The 16,051-nt window shown below is 45.6% G+C and carries 12 protein-coding genes and 1 riboswitch; of the genes, 4 read left to right on the top strand and 8 right to left on the bottom strand.

The annotated features are described in order from the left end of the window. The first annotated feature begins 5 nt into the window (after positions 1-5). The 3 genes from CSR02_RS05270 to CSR02_RS05280 are packed head-to-tail and all read left to right on the top strand — an operon-like array spanning position 6 to position 5,541. Positions 6-1,064: an efflux RND transporter periplasmic adaptor subunit gene (locus CSR02_RS05270; protein WP_244176793.1), complete on the top strand. Its 1,059-nt coding sequence runs from the start codon at positions 6-8 to the stop codon at positions 1,062-1,064. After that, positions 1,061-4,093 carry an efflux RND transporter permease subunit gene (locus CSR02_RS05275; RefSeq protein WP_099540823.1) on the top strand — a complete coding sequence of 1,011 codons (3,033 nt, stop codon included), beginning with the start codon at positions 1,061-1,063 and terminating at the stop codon, positions 4,091-4,093. Before CSR02_RS05270 ends, CSR02_RS05275 begins: the two co-directional genes overlap by 4 nt. Next, on the top strand, positions 4,090-5,541 hold the full coding sequence (locus tag CSR02_RS05280; RefSeq protein WP_244176795.1) for an efflux transporter outer membrane subunit: 1,452 nt from the start codon (positions 4,090-4,092) through the stop codon (positions 5,539-5,541). The genes CSR02_RS05275 and CSR02_RS05280 overlap by 4 nt, the downstream gene beginning before the upstream one ends. Before the next feature lie 27 nt (positions 5,542-5,568). On the opposite strand, the gene CSR02_RS05285 is transcribed toward CSR02_RS05280, so the two are convergent. The 6 genes from CSR02_RS05285 to CSR02_RS05310 form a co-directional block, all read right to left on the bottom strand. After that, complete coding sequence (locus CSR02_RS05285) at positions 5,569-6,882, bottom strand: Hsp70 family protein (RefSeq protein WP_099540824.1); 1,314 nt, start codon at positions 6,880-6,882, stop codon at positions 5,569-5,571. A gap of 45 nt (positions 6,883-6,927) precedes the next feature. After that, the gene (locus tag CSR02_RS05290) at positions 6,928-7,575 is read right to left on the bottom strand and encodes an SOS response-associated peptidase (protein ID WP_099540825.1); all 648 of its coding nucleotides are present in this window, start codon (positions 7,573-7,575) and stop codon (positions 6,928-6,930) included. A gap of 20 nt (positions 7,576-7,595) precedes the next feature. After that, positions 7,596-8,351 carry a DUF72 domain-containing protein gene (locus tag CSR02_RS05295; RefSeq protein ID WP_099540826.1) on the bottom strand — a complete coding sequence of 252 codons (756 nt, stop codon included), beginning with the start codon at positions 8,349-8,351 and terminating at the stop codon, positions 7,596-7,598. Positions 8,352-8,407: 56 nt separating this feature from the next. Then, on the bottom strand, positions 8,408-10,114 hold the full coding sequence (locus CSR02_RS05300) for an ABC transporter ATP-binding protein/permease (protein ID WP_099540827.1): 1,707 nt from the start codon (positions 10,112-10,114) through the stop codon (positions 8,408-8,410). Continuing rightward, on the bottom strand, positions 10,101-12,101 hold the full coding sequence (locus tag CSR02_RS05305; RefSeq protein ID WP_099540844.1) for a TonB-dependent siderophore receptor: 2,001 nt from the start codon (positions 12,099-12,101) through the stop codon (positions 10,101-10,103). Before CSR02_RS05305 ends, CSR02_RS05300 begins: the two co-directional genes overlap by 14 nt. A gap of 386 nt (positions 12,102-12,487) precedes the next feature. Then, positions 12,488-12,952 (bottom strand): DUF2946 family protein, encoded by a 465-nt coding sequence (locus tag CSR02_RS05310; protein WP_244176799.1) that lies wholly within the window; start codon positions 12,950-12,952, stop codon positions 12,488-12,490. A gap of 300 nt (positions 12,953-13,252) precedes the next feature. Between CSR02_RS05310 and CSR02_RS05315 the strand changes: the two genes are divergently transcribed. Continuing rightward, positions 13,253-13,555 (top strand): hypothetical protein, encoded by a 303-nt coding sequence (locus CSR02_RS05315; RefSeq protein WP_042787208.1) that lies wholly within the window; start codon positions 13,253-13,255, stop codon positions 13,553-13,555. A 69-nt stretch (positions 13,556-13,624) separates the two neighbouring features. Here CSR02_RS05315 and thiD read toward each other — a convergent pair whose 3' ends face one another. Both thiD and CSR02_RS05325 read right to left on the bottom strand, forming a co-directional pair. Beyond that, the gene (thiD, locus tag CSR02_RS05320; protein ID WP_099540829.1) at positions 13,625-14,425 is read right to left on the bottom strand and encodes a bifunctional hydroxymethylpyrimidine kinase/phosphomethylpyrimidine kinase; all 801 of its coding nucleotides are present in this window, start codon (positions 14,423-14,425) and stop codon (positions 13,625-13,627) included. A gap of 58 nt (positions 14,426-14,483) precedes the next feature. Then, positions 14,484-14,603: riboswitch (TPP riboswitch) on the bottom strand. Between the two features lie 63 nt (positions 14,604-14,666). After that, positions 14,667-16,019 (bottom strand): amidohydrolase family protein, encoded by a 1,353-nt coding sequence (locus CSR02_RS05325; RefSeq protein WP_099540845.1) that lies wholly within the window; start codon positions 16,017-16,019, stop codon positions 14,667-14,669. Positions 16,020-16,051: the final 32 nt, after the last annotated feature.

A 16,051-nucleotide genomic window follows, 5' to 3' on the forward strand; every position in this document is an offset into this window, starting at 1 on the left:
TCTGTATGTCAATGTTTTCTATTGCTCTGATATCAATAAGTGCTTGCGAAAAAAAGCATTCTGAGAAAATAAATATACAACAGAAACCAGTTGAAGTTACTCAAGCTACACAGGTTGATCGCATCTCATTACAATATATTGGCCATTATACAGCACAGCATATGATATCCATCTGTTCATTACGAGCAGGGAAAATAAAACATATATTTGCAAAAGAAGGGCAGAATGTCATTAAAAATGATATACTCGCTGTTCTTAATAATACAGATTCAAAAATTCTTCTGGACCAGGCACAGAACGAATTTGAAACTGCACATGTAAATACACGCCAACTTTCAGATATCGTGAAACGAAGCGCCGGTCTGGATGAGATAGGCGCGTTATCTACAAGCACAATTAAAGAAAGGCAGACTGCCCTTTTAATGGCGCGAGCTAAAGAAAAATATGCAAAAAATGCAGAAAGATTAGCCGAAAACCAAGATCAGCAAAGTATGATACGCGCCCCGGAAAATGGAGAAATTATAAAAGTTGTTGCGCAAGAAGGGACATTAACAGATATAAATAATGAAATTGTTATAATGGCTACAGGCAATCCTGAAATTGATGTAGAATTATACGATACAAATACCGTATATATTGGCGAAAATGCTGAAATTCGATCTCTAATAAATGGTTCTCCTTTTATAACACAAGGGGAGGTCGTGCGTATCAGCCCGTATGTAGATCAAGATACAAAAACAAGGCATGTACGTGTAAAATTAAAAACATCTTTACCTTTAGCATTTAATGAGACTGTTGTAGTAAAATTCCTTTCAAACAAAGTGGAAAACTTTGTTCGTGTGCCACTTGTGGCACTTTTTTACAAAGAAAATGTGCCATATGTTTGGGTTATAACCAAAGATAAAAAGCATATTGAGGAACAAAAGGTTACATTTATAAATCAAAGTGGGCATGATGCTATTGTTACAGGCCCGGTAGATGGACAACTTATTGTTTCTAGTGGCCCTGATCTTCTTCAGCATGAAGATGTCGTGAACATCGTTCAGATGGATGACCATTCATGATATCCAAACAATTTAATCTTTCGCGCTGGGCCGTAGAGCATCCCCAACTTGTTGGTTTTTTAATGGTTCTTTCCCTTGTTGCTGGAGGGTGGCAATTTGCACATTTGGGGCGCGCAGAAGATCCTAATTTTACATTAAAAAGTATGACAGTTTCGGCCCAATGGGCCGGCGCCAGCCCTGAAATGTTACAGGAGCAAATAATAAATCCATTAGAGCAAGAATTACGTGGTATAGATTTTTTAGATACTCTTTCCACTTACTGTAACCAGTCTTTTTGTGTTACCCAGGTTTCATTAAATGATAATGCTCCCAAAGAGCAGGTTGCAGCAATATGGCAAACGGTTCGTAATAAAGTCTCTGATATATCTCCCAGCTTACCAACAGGGGGAATGTTATCTGTAAATGATGATTTTGCAGATGTTTATGGTTATACCTTTGCATTAACAGGATCTGACTTATCTCACCTTTATCCAATAGCAAAAAAAATAAAAACATCTTTTCAAAGTATTCCTGATGTTGGAAAAGTTCAAATTATTGGTGAAATACCAGAAACGTTTAATATAGATATAGATCCTATCAAACTCAAAAGTTCTGGTATAAGCCTGTCACAGTTTTCTGAAACACTGCAACAACACAGCCGTATTGCATCTGGTGGTATGCTGGATTTTGGTATGGATATACCGATTGATGTTTCAGGCAAGGTGTATAATCAAGAATCAATAGAGCAAGTTATTCTGCCCTCAAAATCTGGTAATTTACATGTAAAAGATATAGCGACCGTTCGTTCCGGCTATACAGAGCCACCACCCAGTATTGTAAGATATCATGGTAAATCAGCACTGATTATAGCTGTAGCAATGGCAAAAAATGGCGATGGCCTTACTTTGGGGAAGAACTTGCATGCAGAAATGGAAAATTTGAATCATGAATTACCTGTTGGTTTACAATTTGTTCAGGTTGAAGACCAAAGTAAAGTTATAAAAGAATCTGTAAATACATTTTTATTAAAGTTCTTTTTTGCACTTCTAGTGGTGCTTGTTGTTGCATTTGGAACGCTTGGTTTTCGAAGTGGTATGGTGGTCGCATTTTCTGTCCCACTTACGCTGTCTTTTGTTGCGTTATACATGAAGGTATCAGGAATTGGCTTGGAGCGTATTTCTCTTGGCGCTTTAATACTTTCCCTTGGTCTTTTAGTTGATGATGCCATTATCAGTATAGAGGCCATGATTGTACAATTATCTCAAGGTGCATCTCGAGAAAATGCAGCATCCTTTGCATGGACACATACTGCGTTCCCCATGCTGACGGGAACTTTGATAACAATAATAAGTTTTTTACCTGTAGGGATCGCTAAATCGACAACAGGTGAATATGCTGGAGAAATCTTCTGGGTAAGTGCCGCAGCATTACTTTGTAGTTGGGTTGTAGCTGTAGTTTTTATACCGTTACTTGGTGTATGGTTTTTACCATCTTCTAAAAATATATCGTGCCAGGAAACCAAGAAAAATAAATTTTTACAGAATACTTTGAAATGTGTTATTCGTAAAAAGAAAACAGTTTGTGTTGTAACCATTTCTTTGTTCTTTATGGCTATTTTTGGAACATTTATTGTCAATAAACAGTTTTTTCCATTATCAGATAGGCCAGAGCTTATTCTTGATATCTCCTTGCCACCAGGAAGTTCATTAAGAAAAACAGATGAAGTTGTAAAACATATTGAAAAAAAACTTTCATCTTTACCATCTCTTGTTCATCTTGAAACACATATTGGAGATGGGGCACCTAGATTTTATTTGCCGTATATTCCTGCAACTCCAAATTCTTCGCATGCAACGTTACTTTTGGTTGCCAAAGATTTAAATACACGAGAGGATCTTTTCAAAGAAATTAAAGCGTTTTCAAATAATATTCCTGCAAGTGTTCATATACAAAGATTATCTTTGGGGCCAAGTGCTGATTTTCCTGTGCAATACCGCATTATTGGGCCTGATATAAAAGAAATTGTAGATATTTCTCACAAAATAAGAAATATTCTTAAAAAAACACCAGGAACATCTGATGTACAAATTGATTGGGGCAATCGTACACTTGCTGAATCATTTAACCTGAATTCAGAAAAAATTGCTTACTTTGGAAGTAATCGTACTGAAATTGCACAGCAGATACAGGCTTTTCTTTCAGGCGAAGTCGTTGGTGCAATTTTCAATACAAATAGTCACCGTAATCTGGTGATACGTGCACAAGAGAATTTTCGTCGCGATCCGCAATTATGGTCACTTCTTCCAATACAAACCCAGATGGGAAATGTTTATCTGGGCCAATTGGGTTCCTTAGAGATCAAACAGGTTTTTCCTGTAATATGGAGAAGAAATGGACAACCTTGCATAACAGTACAATCAGATGTTGCCCCAGGTATTGAACCTTTAGAAATTGTAGAACGCATAAAACAGGATATAAGCAATATAAAAAACCATCTTCCCTATGGATATAGAGTGGAAGTGGGAGGAGATGCGGAACTTTCTCAAACAGCAAATGATGCCATATTTGCATTACTGCCTTTAACATTGGGCATTATGTTACTTATTTTAATGTTTCAACTTCAAAAATTCAGTCGTGTTTTGTTGGTTCTTGGCTCCAGTTTTTTAGGGCTCATTGGTGCTGTATTGGCATTGCTTATCTTTAATGCCCCTTTTGGCTTTGTTGCCTTGTTGGGCCTTATTGCTTTGGCGGGGATGATTATGCGCAATACCATACTGTTGGTTGATGAAATAGAGCATAACAAGAATAATGGTTTAACATTAAATGAGGCTGTTATTAATGCAACAATATTACGTGCACGCCCTGTTATATTAACAGCTTTAGCATCTGTTTTTGCTTTTGTGCCTTTGGCATTTAATATTTTTTGGGGACCAATGGCTATTGTTATGATTGGAGGGTTAAGTGTTGCAACATTTCTTACGCTTCTTTCATTGCCAGCTTTTTACTTGGTTTTATTTTCAGATAAACAAAAAGGTCCAGTCTTTCAATGATTTCTATATTCGACAAAACACAAAAAAAGAGAAATCTGATTTTATTTTCCGTTACCTTTTTGCAGGCATGTTCTTTACAACCAAAAGTCTCACTTCCAAAAATAACATTGCCACAGACATGGCAAAATACATCGTTACTGCAGTTTGATGGCAAAACACAAAAAGATTGGTGGCAAAATTTCAAACAGCCACAACTTGATAATCTTGTTGCCACCGGGCTTCAGGAAAATATTGAAATCAATATTGCCTATGAAAAACTGCGCGCATCACGCATTGAAAAGAAGATAGCGTATGCAGCCAATATGCCGGAAATTAATGGTTCTGCAGGATATAGTAGAAATTATACATCTACAGCGGGAATAGGGGATGTTTTGCGGCCTCTTTTAGGGTTAGACCAGGCAGGAGCATATCTGGAACCTCAAGGGGTTTCTTATAGTAATTTCAATACTGGTATGTTTGCCTCGTGGGAGCTGGATCTATGGGGCCGCTATAAACTGATGCGTAAGGCAGCCAAGGCAAACCAGCAGGCTTTTCAAAATGATCTGAACGCGCTTTCACTTTCTTTCGAGGCAGAAATCTGCCGTCTTTATTTTCTGTGGGTCAACCTTACTCACATGGCAGAGACAGAAAAAAAGGCCACAGATATTTTGAAAGAAATAGAAAATATAAATAATGCTTCATATCAAAGGGGTTTCATTTCACAAACTGTTCTTCTTGAACAAAACAGCCAATTCCATAAAGTATTCATAAAGTATCAGGAGCTTGACAATGCAGCGCAGGAAGTGCGCCGGACACTTTCCATGCTGGTATATAATCGTCCAGATGCATTATCTGTAAATGATCAAAAATTTCTGCCTGTTGATTATCGTCAGATTACACCACCACCCTTAAAAATTCCTTCAGAATTAGTTAAAGTCAGGCCAGATATCCGTGCAGCCGAACAAAGATTACATGCGGCAGCGGCAATGGTAGGTATTGCGCGGGCAGATTTTTATCCACGCATCACATTTTCCGGTGAATTGTCGATAGATGCGTTAACATTGACAGAATTTGGCTGGGGCGCGCGCAACACCCAGTTTGGACCAACACTGACATTACCGATTTTTGAGGGGGGCAAAATAGCGCGGCAAGTAGAATTGCGGCAATCCGAGTTTAAAAGCGCTGGCTTGGCATATCAACAAACAGTGCTTAATGCGTGGAAAGAAGCAGAAGATGCTCTTGCCAATTATAATATGACCCGCAACCAGTATGATAATGCAGTATTGATTGCGCAAAATGCGCAAAATAACGAACAAAAGGTAGGGGCCTCTTACCGCCGAGGAGATCTCTCCAAGGCGGAATTTCTTATAAGCCAGTTAACCAGTTTGGATGCTGAAATTGAACTTTTGAACATAGAACAGCAATTGATGAACAGCTATATCCGTTTGTATGTCGTTTCAGGTGGGTAAAATACGCAATATGGTTTTTACCTAAGGCTAAACCGAGGCAAGTGCTAGCCCTTCGGCAACAGAAACAAATTCTCCGCCCAGTTCAACCCGATCTTTCCCAAAACGGGATGTAAACAGTTTGCGCACAGCGGGTACAAAAGATGTGCCGCCGGTTAGAAATACCCGGTCAATCTGGTCTGGTGTAAGAGATGCCTTCTTCAAAGCAAGATCAATTCCTTCACCAAGTTTGGCAATATCAGGAGCAATCCAGCGATCGAAATCTGCACGTGAGACTGTTGTTTTGATATCTAGACCTGGTTGTGAAAAAGAAAGTTCGGCATTTTCAGACGAAGACAAAGCACGTTTGGTAGCCGAAACAGCATTATAAAGTTCCTGCCCATGTTGTTCACGAACAAGCTCAATAAGATTTTTCAGTTTTTCCGGCTCAGAAGCTGTTCGGGCCACATCCGCAATCTCATTGAGTATACGCGGTGTGCGCATAAGTGAAAGACGATGCCAGCGGGCAAGGGCATGGTACCATTCTATCGGAACCGGCAGAGGTTCCCCACCCATTATGCGGAATGTACAGTCACGCCCAAGGTAAGGCGCAACCACATTATCAATAATACGGTAGTCAAACTGGTCTCCTGCCAGCCCCACACCCGCGTGGCCCAAGGGCTGCGCAGGTTCGTTACTGGCAGGATCAAACCGCATGACGGAAAAGTCACTCGTGCCGCCGCCAAAGTCTCCCACAAGCACTGTAGCGGGCTTATCCAGCCGTTGCATGAAGCGCCAACCTGCGGCTTCTGGTTCCATCATAACGGCAACATCGGCAAAGCCTGCCTGCGCAAAAGCTGCGCGTAGCCGGGCTTCCCCCAAGGCATTGTCAGCATTTTTGCCAACAAAATGTACGGGCCGCCCAACCGTAACGCAGCAATCTGCCGGATCCATACCGGCAAGAGCCATAAATTGCCGCAAAAAAGTGGCGATAAGGCTTTCTAGCGAAAGGCGCTGGTGAAACACCTGTGTCTCACGAAAACTGGCTTGGGCCAGATAGGATTTCATGGACATGATAAGGCGCGTTTCTGAGGGATCATCAAGATGCGCTTCAACAGCATAGGGGCCAACGGCCCGCTGGAGCACACGTCTGCCTCCTTCAACCTCCTGCCATAGGGCTAAAAGCGTCTGGCAGGTTTCGGAATTTCCACCGTCAGGGGTGGGGAAACGAATGGTTTGAATAGAATGATCAGGTTGTACAATGACAATGACACTGTTTGTTGTGCCGAAATCAATACCGATCTGGATAGGGCTGGGTGAGGTCATGGTCGGCGCAAAATAGTGCTCTCGCACTTTGCTGTCCATGCCCGGAATAGAGCCTTGTTTAAAATATTTATATTTGATGGCGCGTTATTCAGCAGTCTTATGAGGTGTTATAACTTGCAAAACACCATCTGGAAGGGGCCTTTGCAGCTGAAGGGCGTCTTCTATCGGCGTATTCATCCATATATCCAGTTCTTCCGGCTGAGTGAGAATAACTGGCATGGCCTTGGGGTGAATGGCTCCAACCTCCCGGTTCGCTTCCGTGGTCAGAAAACCAAAGAGATTATCCGTTGTTTCTCCGTCAGCCAGTTTGCGGATAGATGTCCACTGGCACCATATCCCGGCAAAAAAGGCCAGAGGCTCTTGATCAGCACGAACAAACCATACGGGTTGCGATTTACCATCTGGCAGACGCATGGGTTCTGAAAAAGCCGTTAACGGCACCAGACAACGATGTGAGACATCCTCCCAGCGTTTCCACCATGTTGAGGCAGGATGGCGAATATTGGTAACACCCCGATCCACCTTATGGCCCTTGAGATATCCTGGAGGTGTTGGCATACCCCATCGTGCCATCATCAACTCCCGCCCGTGCTGCGTATTACGCACAATGGGTGCCAGAGTGTTTGGATAGATTTCCGGCAAAGGCTGAAGATTGCCAGTGTGATCTTCTATTACCTTTGCTGCCTTGCGGATTGCCTGCGGGTTTGAGGTCATGGAATAAAGATTACACATCCGTTTTCTCCCAAAGCCGGTTAGGGCGAGGTTGTATTATGGGGCAGCGGCATTGTTTGCACCATATTCATAAGTTCTAGCGCGTTTTGTGTAGCGGCACCAAAAGTAGTATTATCGTAAATGGTCCAGACATCGGTGCCACATGCGTTTAACGCAGCAATCATCTTAGCCTGCTTCAAAATAGCCTCTGCACTATATGGTGATTCGTAAATACGGGGCGTGCCATGGAGCCGAAAATAGGCAAGGCTGTTCCAGCCGCCGGGGTGCGCGCCTTGGGCGCATTTGGCAGGATCTGCGGCAACGCGTGAGATATGCTGTTTTTTCAACATCATATCTATATCCGGCAAAAACCAACTGGCATGTCTGGGTTCCAAAACAACGGGACCGTTGATCATGGCTTTAAGATCATGAAGGAAATGTTCGGCAATTTCTCCCGGATAGGCAAAGCTTGGCGGAAGCTGAACCAGAATGGGCCCACGTTTTTTACCTAAGCCGTCTGTTTCCTCCACAAAGCGCGCGACCAGATCCTGACATCCTATAAAGCGGCGCTCATGCGTGATGGCTTTGGGAAGTTTGACGGAAAACAGAAAGTCTGGTGGAACACTTGCTGCCCAGCGCATGTAAGTTTTGCGCTGATGCGGACGATAGAAACTGCTGTTAATTTCTACAGCTGAAAAGCGTGTTCCATAGCGTTCAAGATGCGTGCCAACAGTAGGAAATTCTGTAGAAACTTGACTGGGAAGCGACCAGCCTGCAACGCCAATGCGTATAGGCATATGTGGGCTCTCCTATAATGTGCAAACGTATGGCATCTTGCCTCAATACAAAGGAGCTAGAAGAATGCCTTGCCATTTTGTAAAATAATCTGCTTTTGGTGGTAAGCATTCAACGCTTCATGATGCGTGATGCTGATGAGCGTACAGTGTGGTAAATGCATGAGTAGTGCGCCATATAACCAGCGCTCATTTTCTGCATCCATGGCAGAGGTGGCCTCATCCAGAAACAGGATGGAAGGACGAACCAAAAAGGCACGTGCCAAGGCCAAACGCTGTTGCTCCCCGCCAGAGAGAATGTTGCTCCATACCTGCTCGTTATCTAGGTGTGGCACGTAATTTCCCAGATTAACAGCATGGAGTGCAGCCACATAAGCCTGTAGATCATGCTGTTCTGGAGGGAGAGGATAAGCAAGAGCTTGCCTTAAGGAGCCCGATGGCACGTAGCTTTGTTGGGGAATAAACATGGATTTTGCGCTATTCAGGCAGACTTCTCCGCTACCATATGGCCATAGCCCTGCCAAACTCCGCAAAAAAGTACTTTTCCCGCTACCAGAAGCACCAGAAATAGCCCATCGCTCACCGGCTTTAAATGTCAGATCACCAACGTCCAGCAATGATTGTCCGGAAGGTAGATTGAGAACCAGATTATGGGTTGAAACTGTTAAATTGTGTGTGGGCTTACAGAGTATACCTTGCGAGGGCATCTGCTGCATCACACCTTCAAACTCAGCAAGACGTTGGAGAGTGGCGCGCAAGGTGGCCAGATCTGTGTAATTATCCATAAACCATTGCAGGCTACGCCTTACCTGCATGAAAGCAGCGTTAATACGCGCATAAGTGCCAACAGTCAGTGTGTGGTCCAACAGTTTGGGCACAAGCAGAACCCACAGGATAACAGAGGCTGTTTGATTATAAAATGTGCCTACAAAATTGGCCCGCCAAGTATAACGCACAACCTTGCGCCAATTTTTGGCAATATGAGCAAGATGCGTGGAAAAACGCAGGTGTTCAGCATCTTCCCCTTTATAAAACGCGACTTGCTCCGCATCGCGGCGCAGATCAAGCAGACTTGCGCGTAAATCTGCATCGTAATGTTGCTGCTGATAGTCAGCATTTACCAGTGGACTTCCCACTTTTTCCATAAAAAGTGAAACAAGTATGGAAATAATGACTGTTCCAAAAAACAGATACCCAGGAACATGGTAAACATGCCCCCCAAAAGGAACGGGAAGAGCACCACCTATATTCCATAAGACAATGGAAAAAGACAGCAACGTCATAACAGCCTGAATGGCATCCAGCCCCAGTCTCAGCACAAGAGTTGTCATTTGCGCCAGGTCATCTGCAATACGTTGGTCCGGGTTATCTGCCCGTATGCGGGCATCATGTTCCAGACGATAATAAGTGGTATTTTGCAGATAGTGTTGCAGGTAGATGTTTGTATTCCACAAGCGCCAACGCATGGAAAGGATCTGTGTCAGATAGGTCTGCAACACATAAACCCCGGCAGATAGGGCACTCATGGCAATATAAAGCGGTAGCATGCCAAGGGCTGCCCCAATATGGAAGGCAAAAAAGGCATCAAAAAACTTTTGATCCCAAATGCCAAACCATACGGCAGTACGCACATAAAGCAGGGAAAGGCCAATAATCAGCCCCAATAGCCCCCATGCTTTCCATTTTTCTTCCGATACCCAATACGGAACCAGGATTTTCCAGTTTGGAAGGGAATGGGAAGGAGAGGGCTTGTTAGTACGTAGCACGAAGTGTTGCCATGAAGTTACGAGGAGCCGCAGGGAAGTTGAACTGCCATATACCGCTGGCGCGTTCGTAATAATGCCGGTTTGTGAGGTTGTAAGCGTTAAGTTGCAAGCGCAGATTGTTGTTAATTTTGTAGCCAATCATGCTGTCAATTGTCATGTATCCACCCTGCACGGTGGTGGCATAACTTCCACGCAGGTTGCTGTTGGCATCTATTCCCGCCCCAATATGCAGATCCTTGAGCCACCCATCGGGCACAGTATAGTGCACCCAGGATTTGAACATGTGATGAGGTGAGTAAACACCCCCAAAGTCACTTACGCGGGAATTGGAAACCTTGGTATCCAGATACGTGTAGCCAATGGAAACATCCAGATTTGGCAGGATCTGCCCATCAATCTGCATTTCCCAACCTTGGCGACGGATAGGCCCTGTTGTGACGTAAAACTGTGAATGTAGCGGATCTTGCACCGGCTGGTTCACACTTTCCATCCGAAACAGGGCTGAAGAAATGTTCAGACGGCCATGAAAATATTCCGCCTTAAAGCCGGTTTCAATCTGGTTGCCTCTTTGGGGTGTCAGCCCTCCACCATGATAGGTTTGCTTGCCCACAGAGGGCGTGAAAATACTGGAGTAACTGGCATACCACGAAACATGAGGTGTAATCTGATACACAGTTCCCAAGTAAGGTGTAAGTTCTCCATGAATACTGGAGGTTGTCTGCCAGTTTGTTGCGGGTGCTGGGGCAATATTCCGAAGTTTTTCGTAATAACGAGAGACACGCCCACCCAGAATGAGCGAGAGTTTTTTGGTCAGTTCAAAGCGTAGCTGTCCATAAAATCCCCATTGGTAGGCGTAGTCGTCCGTGCCCCATCCGTCAGCATTTGTGGCGTAGTTCAAACAGCTTGCGGAGGGTTTTTTAACAACATTCGTATTGTTTATGCTTACGTTATTATAGACGGCATTGCAGTTTACATTCGCATACTGCGTCACCTGTTCATAAGAATTATAGTTGAAGCCAAAGAGGGCATGATGTGTGCGGTTTAGAAAATGAAAACTGCCTTGTGCATAAATATCTGCTGAGCGCGAAACATTCGTACCTTTAAAAGCGGCTATACCTTGATCCTGATATTGCAGGCGCCCAGTGGACGCATCTATTTGGGTCCATGGCTCATTGTAAAGTGTGTCATAACTCTGATCATAAAATGTGCCACGCGCGGTTGCCTGCCAGTCTCCCCAAAGTTTCTGGTTAAGCGAGGCAATGGTCTGCTGTGTCATGTAATTGGCGTAACCCCAACTCTGGCTTGGGTTTGCCGAGCGGCTGCCAGACCAGAGTGTATTGGCGGTTGTCAGCGGCAAACCATAATACGGGGCCTGATTATCCTGCTGTTGCGCTGCATGAGAGACCATAAAAGTGGTGCGTGGCGTTATATCCCACTCCAATACGCCATAGGCCTGCCATTTGCGGGTATTGGCATATTTATAAAAGTAATCATTATCTTCAAACACATCGGCCGTGCGGAAACGCAGCGTTTTTGATCTGTTTAATGCTACCGTCATATCCACATCTGCGCGGTAGTTGTTAAAGCTGCCGATTGAGGCAGCACCACTCAGGGCAAAATCCTGACCGGGTTTTTTGGTAATCTCGTTGACAACACCACCTGCGCCACCAGCTCCCTGCAGCAGGCCGGAAGATCCGCGAAGCACCTCAATCCGGTCATACATGGAAAGATCAAAACTGGCGTTATTCAGGGTGCCAGAAGCATTCGGCGTGCCATCTACCGAAGTGGTCAGCTGATAACCGCGTGAATAAAAATTCGAATTGGCTGTAGAAGCCGGTAGAACACGAATACCGTTTATCTGGCGCATGGCGTCTGTCATGGTCAGCATGTTGGAATCTTCCATGCGCTGTTGTGTAATGACAGAGACAGATTGCGGAATATCTTTTAGTGCAACCGGAGATTTCCCCCATGCCTCTACTGTTGGCACAGTGTAGGAACGCCGAGAACCAGACCCATACACAGTAATGTTCTGATGCAACACATTGGCTGCAGAACTGCTTTTTGCGGATGAACTGCCATCTTTTGTTGCACGCGCAGGGGTTTGCTTAACAGAACCCGAAGGTTGTGCCTGTGCCGAAAGAACATCTGCAAAAGCATGCGGTGTGTAAATAAGCACAACACCACCTGCTATCCCCCCCAAACAGAGGTATATTTGAAAAACGCGAGACATATCTATCTGTCCTGACAGCATTATACTTAAAGGCTGACAGGGCAGGGGCACGCTTCATCCTGTTAAAGAAGGATGATGTGTGAATTACGCACATATAATCTGTGCGGTATCACAAAAAGCAGCAGCAAAAACCTCTTTCCCTGTCAGGCGAGCCGTAACAGGGAAAGAGGAGGACCGCGTGTATAAGGAAGACCGGTAAAAAAGCCCGCAGGAGGTGCGCGGGGTGCACGATCATGGTAGATCTGCCGCTTTTCCAGCAGCAAAATGCTTAGAGCAACCAAAAACCCGATAAAGGCAATATCAGGTAGCTGAAGCAAAGGGCAAAGCGGGCAGAACCCGTTGTCATCATGCGAATGGTGTGAGGAATCATGCCTGTCTTCATCAGGCATCACCATTGCATCATCCATATCTGAACACGTCGGGGCTTTAACGCCAGAGCCAATATGAAGGCCGGTTAAGCGCTCAAACGTAACGCGGGGCATTTCTCCCAACCGCGCATGACTTTGGAGAAAAAGCTGGCCAATCAGTCCTATCATAACGCAAATGGCCACCAGCCATCGGCTGGCAAACAGGCGCATTTTTGCATGAGTGGTGGCTGATCTAGACAAAAACCCTCTCCAAATTACGCCCTTGTTAAAGGGATATAAATTGCCTTTTGTCAAGAAAGAGTAGCATGTTACACAAGCATTCTGCCCGGAAAATAGCAGGAATATTCAAATACAAGCCAGAGATCAGCAGAGCTGTTCTGTTGTAGGGTCAGGTATGGCTGCTCCTATATCACACTCTCTCGCTTTTGCAGGCAAAGGGGGGTAACCCAATAACAGGCCTGCACACAGCCCTAAAAGGTTGCATGTGTTTTCAAGATAAATTGGGCCAGAGCATTATTCCTGCGAAGAGGAAAACGATCCATGTCAGCTTACAGCATTTTACGTACGGCCATTGAACAGAAAAAGGCCGTGGCTTTTACACTTCATGATAAACCCCAGGTTGGTTCTCCTCACGCTCTGGGTAAGGGTGATGGGGTAGAAAAAGTTCTGATGTATCGCGGTGTTGATGCCCATGAAAAACGTGTTCCGGCACAGGGGCAGTGGGATTGCATTGCTGTGTCCGAACTGAGTGACGTAAAGCTTCTTGCCGATGAACCTTTCCATCAGGGGCACCCGGATGCCGCACAGCGTGCAGGTATTCGGGAAGTGGATATTTCGCTCTAACAAACCCTGTTTATCGGCATCATTCACTTTGATGCCGATAAAACCCTTTTATATTCAGGTTCCTTTGCATCATTTCCAAACACGGTGGAAATGATGCAAAGGGCCATGTCCATGCCCAACATCCAGCAGATCACTCGCGGCAAGTGCACCGTGCATGTATAATTTTGCTTCACGCACGCTCTCTTCAACCGACATGGAAGGCAGAAGCGCTGCGATTGCGGCAGAAAGGGTGCAGCCAGTTCCATGATCATTGTGCGTATGGATACGGGGGGCTGCAAACTCAACGGTTCCAGCCGGGCCGTAAAGCAGATCAACACTTTCTGCCGAGCCCTCAAGATGGCCGCCTTTTAACAAAACCCATTTGGACCCCAGCCTGGCCAGTTCTTTTACGCGTATGCGCATTTCATCCAATGTCCATGCCGGGTGGGCATCCAGCAAAACAGCAGCTTCTGGCAGATTGGGGGTAATGAGTGTTGCAAGCGGGGCCAGCAGGCTTCTGATCGCACACACTGCGTTACCTTCCAGAAGGTGATCCCCACTTTTGGCGACCATAACCGGATCAAGCACAATATTCTTTGCACGATGCTGATGCAGCCGCTCAGCAATAACCTCGGCAATGCTGCTATTGGGCACCATCCCGATTTTGACAGCATCCACTCGTACGTCATCAAACACGCTATCAATCTGCTCGCCCACAAATTGCGGATCTAATGCGACAAAGGACCGCACACCCTGTGTGTTCTGGGCAACCACGGCTGTAATGGCCGCCATGCCATAAGCGCCCATAGCCGAAAATGCTTTAATATCAGCATGAATACCCGCGCCACCTGTTGGGTCAGTACCCGCAATACTCAAAACATTGGCGATCATGGTCAGGCAATTTCCTTTCCGCCAGAAAATGGCGCTGTGTTGGGTAATTCCAGCAAAAAGGAAAGGGAAAAACCTGTCCCTTCGCCGGCATAACCCGGATCAGGTTCAAAGGGTCATTGCGCTGCCTGCAGGCTCTGCAATATCTCAGCCCCATGTCAGGGCACCCCTCGGTATTCTGTAACGTATCAGGACCATGCCTTTTGTGCACGTCATATCATACACTGGTCCAATAAAACGCCATTTAATGTGTTATTTGCTGCGGTACAGGGCCGGATATGGCATTTCCATTTTCCCATGTTTCAACAATTCTGTCGGCATCAGCAATGTTCGCAGCCGGGTTGCCTGCAACAATCAGTAAATCTGCCCGTTTACCTGCTGCCAGCACCCCACGATCAGAAAGATTCAATAAATCTGCGGCATTTTGGGTGGCAATATGCAGGGTTTCCAGCGGCGTGAGACCAGCTTGTACCGTAAGCGCCAGTTCGCGGTGCTCTGCAACACCGGGCACGCGCAATGGTGTGGCTCCGCTATCTGTGCCAAACCCGATTTTTACGCCCGCATCATGCAGCGTTTTCAGATTTTGCAGATTCATTGCCAAGGATGTACGGGCAAAATCGGCCTGTTTTCCGGCTTTATGTTGCGCCTGCCATGCAGGATTATTGATCTGTTGTAAAAGAGGCGCAGAAAGACCAGCCATCGCAAATGGTGTTTGTGTCCACGGCATGCGGTCAGCCCATGCAGTGGTGGCTTCATCCAGCTGAAGAGTAGCTATATACCAGATTCCGCGTGATTTAAGTTGTGCAATCAACTCCGGTGTTACAGGTTTGTCCCGAACACCGTGAGCAAGAATATCCACACCTGCTGCCACAACGTGCTGGGCATCTTCCAGATCATGAATATGCGCTGCCACACGCAGTTTGCGTTTATGAGATTCATCTACAACAGCGGCAATAATATCCGGGCTCATTTTAACCGGTAATGTACCATCAAAATCATCAACCCAGATTTTAACCAGATCTGTGCCTTCATCTGCCATGGTATCCACCGCCTCACGGGCTTCACCAATGGTTCTGGGGCGAAAGAGCTGATTGGGCGCCACATGAACAGGTGGAGCACCTTTTGGCACCCCAATACCATGATCTACCCCAAACAGGTCAGCAGGGGTTTGACCTGCATGTGCTTCCTTGCGAAGTGGATCAAACACATCCGGCACGTTATTACCCAAGGCGGTCACTGTAGTCACACCATAATGCCGATACTGATCAAGGGCGGCAATAATATTGGCGCGTGTGTAAAATTCGGGGCCTGTGGTCACCCCCTCATACTGCCCAACATGGCTGTGATCTGAAATAATGCCAGGTAGTACGGTATCTCCTGAGCGGTCCAGAACCTTGGCGTGTTTGGGAATAGCCACATTTTTACCAAGCGCAAGAATGTGGTCTCCCTGCATAACCAGTGTTGCATCCTCTATAGGTGTTGCGCCCGTGCCATCCACAATGCGCACATGTGTCAGCGCGACAGGAGCGGGGAGTGAGGCAGCAAGCACCGGTGAGGCCATAAAAAGAAAAGAGCTGATGAAAAACATACGGCGCATATTGGTCTCCCTGCGGAAGGCATGAATGGAAG

The organism is Acetobacter pomorum (genome assembly GCF_002738225.1).
Classification (GTDB): domain Bacteria; phylum Pseudomonadota; class Alphaproteobacteria; order Acetobacterales; family Acetobacteraceae; genus Acetobacter; species Acetobacter pomorum.

Excerpts from the sequence above, each read along its gene's own strand:
- CSR02_RS05270 (WP_244176793.1), top strand. The coding sequence starts at position 6 with ATGTCAATGTTTTCTATTGCTCTGATATCAATAAGTGCTTGCGAAAAA.
- CSR02_RS05275 (WP_099540823.1), top strand. The coding sequence starts at position 1,061 with ATGATATCCAAACAATTTAATCTTTCGCGCTGGGCCGTAGAGCATCCC.
- CSR02_RS05280 (WP_244176795.1), top strand. The coding sequence starts at position 4,090 with ATGATTTCTATATTCGACAAAACACAAAAAAAGAGAAATCTGATTTTA.
- CSR02_RS05285 (WP_099540824.1), bottom strand. The coding sequence starts at position 6,882 with ATGGACAGCAAAGTGCGAGAGCACTATTTTGCGCCGACCATGACCTCA.
- CSR02_RS05290 (WP_099540825.1), bottom strand. The coding sequence starts at position 7,575 with ATGTGTAATCTTTATTCCATGACCTCAAACCCGCAGGCAATCCGCAAG.
- CSR02_RS05295 (WP_099540826.1), bottom strand. The coding sequence starts at position 8,351 with ATGCCTATACGCATTGGCGTTGCAGGCTGGTCGCTTCCCAGTCAAGTT.
- CSR02_RS05315 (WP_042787208.1), top strand. The coding sequence starts at position 13,253 with ATGTCAGCTTACAGCATTTTACGTACGGCCATTGAACAGAAAAAGGCC.
- thiD (WP_099540829.1), bottom strand. The coding sequence starts at position 14,425 with ATGATCGCCAATGTTTTGAGTATTGCGGGTACTGACCCAACAGGTGGC.
- CSR02_RS05325 (WP_099540845.1), bottom strand. The coding sequence starts at position 16,019 with ATGCGCCGTATGTTTTTCATCAGCTCTTTTCTTTTTATGGCCTCACCG.